General features: G+C 72.6%; 9 protein-coding genes. 3 read left to right on the top strand and 6 right to left on the bottom strand.

Annotated elements, in window-relative coordinates:
* Window positions 1-806: MFS transporter (locus tag ACJ73U_RS13845; RefSeq protein WP_407778004.1), on the top strand; the 806-nt coding region annotated here is incomplete at its 5' end.
* Window positions 799-1,458: a GNAT family N-acetyltransferase gene (locus ACJ73U_RS13850; protein ID WP_407778005.1), complete on the top strand. Its 660-nt coding sequence runs from the start codon at window positions 799-801 to the stop codon at window positions 1,456-1,458. The genes ACJ73U_RS13845 and ACJ73U_RS13850, both read left to right, overlap by 8 nt.
* 22 nt (window positions 1,459-1,480) lie before the next feature.
* Here the strand turns inward: ACJ73U_RS13850 and ACJ73U_RS13855 are convergent, their stop codons facing one another.
* From ACJ73U_RS13855 to sbnA, 6 genes are read right to left on the bottom strand one after another with little or no spacing between them, the layout of a single operon-like run.
* Window positions 1,481-2,854, bottom strand: coding sequence for a lanthionine synthetase C family protein (locus ACJ73U_RS13855; protein WP_407778012.1), 1,374 nt, complete (start codon window positions 2,852-2,854; stop codon window positions 1,481-1,483).
* The gene (locus ACJ73U_RS13860; RefSeq protein WP_407778006.1) at window positions 2,851-3,012 is read right to left on the bottom strand and encodes a hypothetical protein; all 162 of its coding nucleotides are present in this window, start codon (window positions 3,010-3,012) and stop codon (window positions 2,851-2,853) included. The genes ACJ73U_RS13855 and ACJ73U_RS13860 overlap by 4 nt, the downstream gene beginning before the upstream one ends.
* Window positions 2,999-3,991: a T3SS effector HopA1 family protein gene (locus ACJ73U_RS13865; RefSeq protein WP_407778007.1), complete on the bottom strand. Its 993-nt coding sequence runs from the start codon at window positions 3,989-3,991 to the stop codon at window positions 2,999-3,001. The genes ACJ73U_RS13860 and ACJ73U_RS13865 overlap by 14 nt, the downstream gene beginning before the upstream one ends.
* Window positions 3,988-5,073: a class V lanthionine synthetase subunit LxmK gene (gene lxmK / locus ACJ73U_RS13870; RefSeq protein WP_407778008.1), complete on the bottom strand. Its 1,086-nt coding sequence runs from the start codon at window positions 5,071-5,073 to the stop codon at window positions 3,988-3,990. Before lxmK ends, ACJ73U_RS13865 begins: the two co-directional genes overlap by 4 nt.
* Complete coding sequence (cimA, locus tag ACJ73U_RS13875) at window positions 5,070-6,683, bottom strand: citramalate synthase (protein ID WP_407778009.1); 1,614 nt, start codon at window positions 6,681-6,683, stop codon at window positions 5,070-5,072. The genes lxmK and cimA overlap by 4 nt, the downstream gene beginning before the upstream one ends.
* Window positions 6,684-6,708: 25 nt before the next feature.
* Window positions 6,709-7,752, bottom strand: coding sequence for a 2,3-diaminopropionate biosynthesis protein SbnA (gene sbnA, locus ACJ73U_RS13880; protein ID WP_407778010.1), 1,044 nt, complete (start codon window positions 7,750-7,752; stop codon window positions 6,709-6,711).
* A 110-nt stretch (window positions 7,753-7,862) separates the two neighbouring features.
* Here sbnA and ACJ73U_RS13885 point away from each other — a divergent pair.
* The coding region (locus ACJ73U_RS13885) for an AAA family ATPase (RefSeq protein ID WP_407778011.1) at window positions 7,863-8,746 on the top strand (884 nt) is incomplete at its 3' end.

The following is an 8,746-nucleotide window of genomic DNA, read 5'->3' on the forward strand; positions in this document are numbered from 1 at the left end:
ACAAACTAACCCAACACCACGAAATTCACAAGAAGCAGGTGCTCGTCCCGGCCGGTGCGGGTGCGGTGCTGCTGGTGGCGTTCGGCATCAGCGAGGCGCGCCGGTCCCCCGCCTCGACCCTGCCGTGGGGCGTCGTCGGGCAACGCGGCCGGGTGGCCGCGCTGCTGGGTGTCGGGCTCGCCCAGGGCGGCCTGCTCAGCGCGCTGGTCTTCCTGACCTTCCAGCTGCAGAACTACATGGGCTTCGGCCCGATCGCCACCGGCGTCGCCGTGCTGCCCCTCGTGGTCGCGGTGATCCTCGGCTCGATGGGGCTGGCGGCGCGGCTGGCCCCCCGCGTCGGCGGCCGGGTGCTCCTCACCGCGGGGCTCGCGGTGCTCGGCTGTGGGACGCTGGCGTTCGTGTTCCTCCCGGTGGACGCGAACTACCCCGTGCACATCCTGCCCGCCGTCGTGCTGATCGGCCTCGGCCTGGGGATCACGCTGACCACCTCGGCGCAGCTGGCGATCGGCGGCGTGGCGGGCGGCAGGCTCGGCGTGATCTCGGCGGTGCGCACCGCCGCGCAGCAGCTCGGCGGCTCGGTCGGGGTGGCACTGTCCGGCAGCGTCGCGCTGAACGCGAGCGCGGCGTTCCTGGCGAGCAGGCCGCCGGGTTCCCCCGCCGACGTCGCACACGCCGCGTTCGTGCACGGGGTGACCCGCGCGGCGGTGGCGGTCACCATCCTGTTGTTCGCCGGGGCCGCGGCGTGCTTCGCCTTGAGCGGCTCGCCCGCCCGGAGTGTGGCCGAGGTGAGGAGTGGCGTTGACTAGCGGCTGGCAGGCCCCGCCCGATCCGCGGAAGAACGACTCGCCGAGGCCGCCGATGCGGTGGCCGCCCTCGCCGGAGACCGTGCTGACGGGTTCGGTCGTCAGCCTGACCCAGCACACGGACGACGACGCCGAACCCCTGTTCGCCGCGCTCGCCGACGACCGGGTGTGGCGGCACCTGCCGTTCCGGCCGACGAGCGTGGCCGAGCAGGCCGAGTGGTTGGCCCGCATGCGCTCGATCGGCCGGGTCGTCTGGATCATCAGGCTGGTCACCGAGCACGCGGGAGTGGCCGCCGGCAGCGTCGTCGGGATGTCGTCGTACCTGAACGCCGCACCGCACGACGCCCGCCTGGAGATCGGGGCGACCGCGTACGCACCCGCCGTGTGGGGCACGGCGGTCAACGCGCAGACGAAGCTGCTCCTGCTCGAGCACGCCTTCGAGCACCTGAACGTCGGCCGGGTCCAGTTGGTCACCGACATCCGCAACGTCCGCTCGCAGCGCGCCATGGCGGCCATCGGCGCCACCTTCGAAGGCGTGCTGCGCCGGTACCAGCGGCGGGCGGACGGGTCGGTGCGCGACTCGGTGCTGTTCTCCGTCACCGCCGAGGACTGGCCCGCCGTCCGCACGCTGCTGTCGGGCAGGCTCGGCCAGTAGTGCCGCTTTCGCCTTCGGTGCCTCAGCTCAGGAGCAGCATCCGGTCCCAGGCGCGTGTCCGGGCGCTGTCGAGGCCGACCAGCAGCGTCCACATGGCACACCCCAGTCCCGCGGCGCCGTCCAACAGGCCGGCGCGATGGCAGACGCGGTACCCGTGCGTGGCGACGTCGTGTGCGGGGGCGGTGACCACGAAGGGCGCGTCCCCGTCGACGAAGGCCAATGCCTCGGTGGCGAGGCGGAACGCGTGTCGCAGCAGCGTGGCGTCGTTCTCCGCCACGGCCAGTCGGTGCACCGTGTGCAGGACGCCGGCGTAACCGTGGCACAGGTAGGGGTCCGTCGGCCGGGTGCCGCGGGCCAGCGCACCGCGGACCGCGCGTATGGCCAGGGCGCGCCATTCCGCACAGTTCAACGCCGTTCCCGCGTGGTACAGCGCGGTCGCCACGCCGTACACGCCGTAGCACCACCCGTCCCGGGACCGCACCGGCTGTTCGTCGGCGCCAGCGGACAACCCCACCCGGGACGGCCAGAACGGTCCGTCCTCATCGGACACGGCGGTGTCGGCCAGCCAGCCGCACAGGAACCGGATCGCGTCGAGGTGGCCGTCCACGGTCACGTCTCGTCGCGCGGCCAGAGCGAGCAGTGCCAGCGGACCGGCGATGCCGTGTGCCATCCCGACGTTCACCGCGCCGTCGGGGTGACGTCGCCGGTCGTGGTCCAGCGGGAGCTGCTCCGGCGAGGTCCACCACCCCGGCACCTGCCTGCCGCGGACCGACCTGGGCCGGCTCAGCCGCACCAGGTAACGCATCGTGGCCGCGGTCGCGGCAGCGACGGCGGCGGTGTGCTCCGCGGGGTCGTCCATGGCGTCGAGCAGCACCCGGCCGAGACCGCTGATGCCGGTGACGACGTCGTAGGTCCCCTCCGCGGTTCCGGTCCGTCCGGCGAGTGCGGCGTCGATCCGCGCCACCTGGTGCTCGGCGGTCCAGTTCAGCAGCGTCGCGCGCAAGGCGGTGTAGGCGCCGGTGTGCGCGCCGCAGGTCTGCGCGGCGAACGCGACCGACGCCGGCCCCAGGAACAGGCCGCGTGGCGGGGTCGTGCGTACCGCCCGCATCGCGGCCAGCAGGTGGCGGTGGGCCACGGCGGCGTGGCGGTCCTCGGTCTCGGCGAGGTGGCCGTAGAACAACGCGATCCCCGGGTGCCCGGCGGCAAGCCCCGCCGGGACCCACGCACCGGTGCTGCCTGGCGGCACGCCTTCCTCGAGCCGCGCCGCGGTCTCGGCGACGGCGCGAGGATCGGCGAGGCGCTCGGCGAGCAGCGACACGAGATCCGCGGCGCGGTCCGCCTCCCGCCCCCGCCAACGGTCCTGGCGGGGGCGGCCGGTTCCGGAACCGGTCGTCACACGCAACCGAGGACGCTGGCCACGCACGGGGTCGGGCACAGCGGCGATGGCGTCGTGATGCTCTGGATGCTTTCCATGGCCGCCGGTTGAGCCGCGACGGACAGTTCTTCGGCCGTCGTGTAGATGTCGTAACCGGCCACCAGCTCATACGTGTTCATCCGTACTCCTCTTCTCGATGTGTGTCGCACACAATCCCGGTAGGTCCGGGGAGTCCAGGTTCCGCCACGGCCGCAAGGGATCGATGTTCGCCTCGACGAACGCGCGGGCAACCGATTCCGCTCCGCTGGCGGCTCTCGGTGCGGTCGCCTGGCGAACCAACCCGGTCGCCATCGCCATCGCGCGGTGCTGGCCGAAGCTCAGCTCACGCATTCCCACCCGGGTGTCGGCCGGTTCCCAGGCGACGGCCACTCCCGGATGGACCCTGGCGGCGAACGCCGAGGTCTGCTCGCCGAGGCCCGGGCAACCGTCGAGGACCCGCGGCAACCACGTCGCCAGGTCCGCCGACCCGGCGTCGAGGTACACGACCAGCGCGTCGCGTCTCGGCAGATATTCGGGCCTGGAGATGACTTTCGCCCGGTAGTCGGCCTTCGCCTGGTGCAACCAGCCCAGTACCCGGCGCCACGCGAACAACAGTCCGGGAATGTCCCGCAGGTGCAGGTAGACCCTGAGCACCGCCTTCTTCTCGCCCGAATGTTCCTGCGTGGTGAGGAAGAATCCCGGGGAAAGCGCGGGGCGAGCGGTGCTCACCGCTATGTCGACCGTGCCGTCCGGGTGCGTCGCGGTCACGGCTGCTGGCGCGACGGTGACCCGGACGCCGTCCCGTTCGACGACGACCGCGCCGTCGTCGTCAACCATGAGCACGGGCACGGTGACCGACGTGGTGGCCACGGGCAGTGCCTCGGTGAGCTCCCGTTCCAGCGCGACATCGCGGCGCGGGAACCGGTTGGTCCCGGTGGTGAGCCCGGCATGCAGGTGCCGGTACAACCGGTCGCCGAGCCCTCGCACCAGTTCCCGCGCGGTGTCCGCGGTGATCTCGTCGTCGTCCACGGTCGCGGCGCGGTACGCCGGGTCGACCGTGACGCGGTCGATGGCGGCGGCGACCACGGGACAGAGACCGGAGGTCGGTGGCATGCTCATCCCAGCCCGACCGTGTCGACGAACCGGTCCGGCGCACACACCAGGGTTCGGCCGATGCCCGCGCCGGCGCGTTCGACCGCACCCAGCGTCGCCTGGCGCTCGGTCGCGGCCAGCATGCGGTCCAGCAGGTGCCAGCCGGCGTAGGCACAGCATCTCGCGGCGAAGCCGTCCCCGACCGGCCGTCTGGCCCGATAGGCGGCGTAGAAGGAGGCGACCGTGGGCCGGAACCCGTCGATCGCCGTGGCGATGGCGGCGCGGATGTCGTCGCCGGACAGCCTGACCTCGGGTGCGTCCTCGTCGCCGGCCAGCCGGATCGAGAAGACCGCGTGGTGGAGCCATTCCCCGACGAAGGCGCCGACGTCGCGCGCGGGATCGGCGAGCCGGAACTCCTCCCAGTCGATCACGTACAGCTCGCCGTCGCACCGCAGGAGCTGATCGAGCCGCAGGTCACAGTGGGCAGGGACGAACGCGGTGCGCTCGTCCCCCGCGCGCAGGGCCACGAGCGCGTCGACCAGCGCCCGGTCCCGCTGCATCAGCCGCCACGCCCGCAGCGCGGCGCCGCTCGAGTTGTCGAACACGTGCTGGGGCAGCGCCCGCAGCCATTCGACCGGTGGCAGGTGCGGCGTGGACGTGTCGATGGCGGGGTCCGCGACCATGGCGTGCAGCGAACCGATCGCCGACCCGGAACGGGCCGCGAGGTCGGCGTCGAACTCCTGGTCGGCGAGCAGTTCCCGGCCGCTGCGCGCGTCGCGGAGCAGTTCGAACACCAGGACGCCCCGCGCCGGGTCGTGGCCGAGGCACCGTGGCGCGCGCAGCCCGGGAACCGCTACGCCGTCGGCGATTCGCTGGAAGTCCAGCGCCCGTCGAAGCCTGCCGGCCAGCTCGCGCGGCTCACCCACCAGCACCTTGACGAACACGTCCTGACCGGACTCCGTGGTGCCGCGATGGTTCTGGTTTCGCCCGACCGGCACGGGCAGGCCCTGGTCGACGAAGCGGCCGAGGTGCAACGAGTCGAGCAAGGCGTCGACGAAGTCCGGCGGCCGCGAGTCGCTGCCGGCCGCGAGTGATGAAGGCACTGTCACCCGTGGCTCAGTCCCACCCGGTCGCTCAGGCTCATCGCCTTGTGCCACAACGCGTCCTGCAACGCGAGGCAGCCCGCCTCGACGATGTTCCCGTGCACGCCGACGGTGACCCAGTTCCGCGCGCCGTCGGTGGACTCGACCAGAACCCGCGTCACCGCGTCGGTCCCGCCGTGGCCCGGCAGGATGCGCACCTTGTAGTCGGCGAGCTCGACCTGGTCCAACCAGGGCAGGTGCGGCAGCAACGCCTCGCGGAGGGCGGCGTCCAGCGCGTGCATCGGGCCGTTCCCCTCAGCGGTGGCCCGCACGACTTCGTCACCGACCCGCACCGACACGGTCGCCTCGGACACGATCTCGCCGTCGACGCGGTGGTCGAGCGCGACCCGGTAGGACTCCAGGACGAACGGCGGCGCCTCCAGGTCGGCCAACTCCGAGCGGAGCAGCAGTTCCAGCGACGCGTCGGCGGCCTCGAACGACCAGCCGCGGGCCTCCAGGTCCTTCACCCTGCGCAGCGCACTGCCGAGCGCGGCCGGGTGGCCGGCCAGGTCCAGTCCGAGCTCGCGTCCCTTGAGCTCGAGGCTGGCCCGGCCGGCCATCTCGGTGACCAGCACCCGCATGTCGTTGCCGACGACGGTTGGATCGATGTGGTTGTACAGCAACGGATCCACCTTGATCGCGCTCGCGTGCAGCCCCGCCTTGTGGGCGAAGGCCGACGACCCGACGTAGGCCTGGTGGGTGTCGGGTGCGATGTTCGCGATCTCGGCGAGGGCGTGGGACACCCTCGTCAGCCCGGCGAGCGACTCGGCGGGCAGCACGGGCATGCCGAGCTTGGTCACGAGATTGCCGACGACGGCGAACAGGTCCGCGTTGCCGACGCGCTCGCCGTAGCCGTTCGCGGTGCACTGCACGTGGGTCACGCCCGCCTGCACGGCCGCGACCGTGTTCGCCACCGCGCAGGCGGCGTCGTCCTGGCAGTGGATGCCGAGCCGGAACCCGGTGCGGGCGAGCACCTCGGCCACGGTCTCGGCCAGCTGCAAGGGAAGCTGGCCGCCGTTCGTGTCGCACAGGACGACCACGTCGGCGCCCGCGTGCACCGCGGCCTCCAGCACCCGCAGCGAACAGTCCGGGTCGAACGCGTAGCCGTCGAAGAAGTGCTCGGCGTCGAGGAACACCCGGCGCCCGTGCGCGGTCAGGTACCGCACGGTGTCGGCGACCATCGCGCAGTTCTCCGCGACGTCGGTCCGCAACGCGCGCTCGACGTGTCTGCGGTCGGACTTCGCGACCAACGTGACCACCGGCGCCTGTGCCGCCAGCAACGCCTGGACCTGCTGGTCCTGCTCGACCCGGACGCCCGCCTTGCGGGTGGCGCCGAACGCGACCAGGTCCGCGTGCCGCAGAGCCAGCTCACCGGCCGCCGCCCTGGCGAAGAACTCGGTGTCCTTCGGCATCGCGCCCGGCCAGCCGCCCTCGATGAAACCGACGCCCAGTTCGTCCAGCAGGCGGGCGACGGCCAGCTTGTCGGTGACCGAGTAGGCGATGCCCTCCCGTTGCGCGCCGTCTCGGAGAGTGGTGTCGTAAACGTGGAAGGAATCGCGGAGCAGAGCTTTGTTCACAATTTCATCTCCTTGACCGGGATGATTACCGGAATGTCGGGGCGCCGGACCGGCGCAGCCGCGGCTGCCGCTCGGCAGTGAGTCGTGGCCACTGTTCCGCCGCGAGATCCAGCGGTTCCAGCGCGGCCGCGCCGAAGTGCACCAGCACCCATTCGTCGTCGTACACGGTGTGCGCATAGCGGTCGGCGAGGTCGGGCGCCACCGCGACGGCCGACAAGCGGCGGTCCGGGTCGTGCGCGGCCAGCCAGGACATCGCACCGCTGACCACCGTTCCGGTCGACCCGCCCAGCAGCAGGCCGCGCCGGGCCAGCGCCCGGCAGCACCGGACGGTGTCGACCTCGGCCACGTACACGACGTCGTCGACCAGCGACGGGTCGATCAGCGGCGGCCGCACGCCGGTGCCGAGGCCGGGGATCAGCCGGGCGCCCGGCGGACCGCCGAAGCTCACCGACCCCGCCGCGTCGACGGCGACCACCTTCGTCCTGCCGCCCGCGGCCTGGAAGTACCTCGCGCAGCCCATGACCGTGCCGCCCGTGCCGGCCCCGACGAACAGCACGTCCAGCTCCGGGTGGTCGGCCGCGACGGTGGCCGCGGTCAGGTCGTGGTGCGCCCGCCAGTTCGCCGGGTTGGCGTACTGGTCGAGCCACACGTACCGGGGGTCCGCCGCGCACCGCGAGCGCACGTGGTCCAGCCGGCTCTTGAGGAACCCGCCGACCGGGTCCGGCTCGTCCACCACGACCACTTCCACGCCGAGTGCGCGCATCAGGCTGACGGTGCCCAGGCCGCACCGCGGATCGGTCACGCAGACGAACCGGAGCCCGCGGTCGGCCGCGATCACGCCGACCGCGAGGCCGAGGTTGCCCGACGACGACTCGATCAGCACCGAGTCCGGCCGCAGCCGGCCGGCCCGCTCCGCGGCGGCCACCAGACCGGCCGCCGAGCGGAGCTTGATCGAGCCGGCGAAGTTGAAGCCCTCACACTTCAGCAAGAACCGCCGGTCGACCGCCGGTTCGAGGTCGACGTAAACACCGGACTCGAGCATTTCCTGCGGTGCGCGAATGATGGGCAAAGAACCTACCTCCGGTGCATCGGTCCGGAAATGGAGTAAACGACGACAAACCCGCATTTGTGGCATTCGGAACGGCCCACTAGACTTCCTGGTGACGCATTCGTGGGGATATGAGGGGGCCCGTCATCGACACGTCGGCTAGCCACGACGCACTGGCCGTCTGCGTGCTCGCCGGAGTGCCGGTCCTGCTCTGGGGCAGCCCCGGCACCGGCAAGACCTCCGTCGTCACCGCGCTGGGCGAGAGCCTCGGCTGGCCGGTCGAGGTGGTGATCGGCTCGCTGCGCGAGCCGTCCGACTTCGCCGGGCTGCCGGTGGTCACCGACGACGAGGTGCGGATGGCGCCACCGTCCTGGGCGCGCCGGCTGGCGACGGCCACCGACGGGCTGCTGTTCCTCGACGAGCTGACCACCGCGCCGCCCGCGGTGCAGGCGGCCATGCTGCGCGTGGTTCTGGAGCGGGTTGTCGGCGATCTGCGGCTGCCCGCCGGGATCCGCGTGGTCGCGGCGGCCAACCCGCCGGAGCAGGCGGCCGACGGCTGGGACCTGTCGCCACCCCTGGCCAACCGCCTGGTGCACCTGGACTGGACGGTCAGCGCGACGTCCGTCGCCACCGGTTTCGCGCAGGGTTTCCCGACCCCGGCGGTGATCGGCAAGACCGGGCCGACGACCGCACGGGTGACCGCCGGGCGGGCGTTGGTGGCCGCGTTCCTGCAACTGCGGCCGGAACTCGTGCTGCAGGTGCCCGCCTCGGCGCACGCGGCGAGCCGCGGCTGGCCCAGCCCGCGCAGCTGGGAGACCACCGCCCGGCTGCTCGCCGCCTGTGACCACGTCGGCGCCTCCCCGGACGTGCGGCGCGTGCTCGTGACCGGCGCGGTCGGCGAGGGCCCCGGCCTGGAGCTGCTGGCCTGGCTGGCGCACTCCGACCTGCCCGACCCCGACCAGGTGCTGGCGGACCCGGACTCGTTCGAGCTGCCCGCCCGCAGCGACCGGGCGTA

It is taken from the genome of Actinophytocola sp. (assembly GCF_045807065.1).
Taxonomy (GTDB): Bacteria; Actinomycetota; Actinomycetes; order Mycobacteriales; family Pseudonocardiaceae; genus Actinophytocola.

Bases quoted from the DNA above. Each gene is read 5' to 3' on its own strand.
- ACJ73U_RS13860 (WP_407778006.1), bottom strand. From the start codon at position 3,012: ATGAACACGTATGAGCTGGTGGCCGGTTACGACATCTACACGACGGCC.
- ACJ73U_RS13865 (WP_407778007.1), bottom strand. From the start codon at position 3,991: ATGAGCATGCCACCGACCTCCGGTCTCTGTCCCGTGGTCGCCGCCGCC.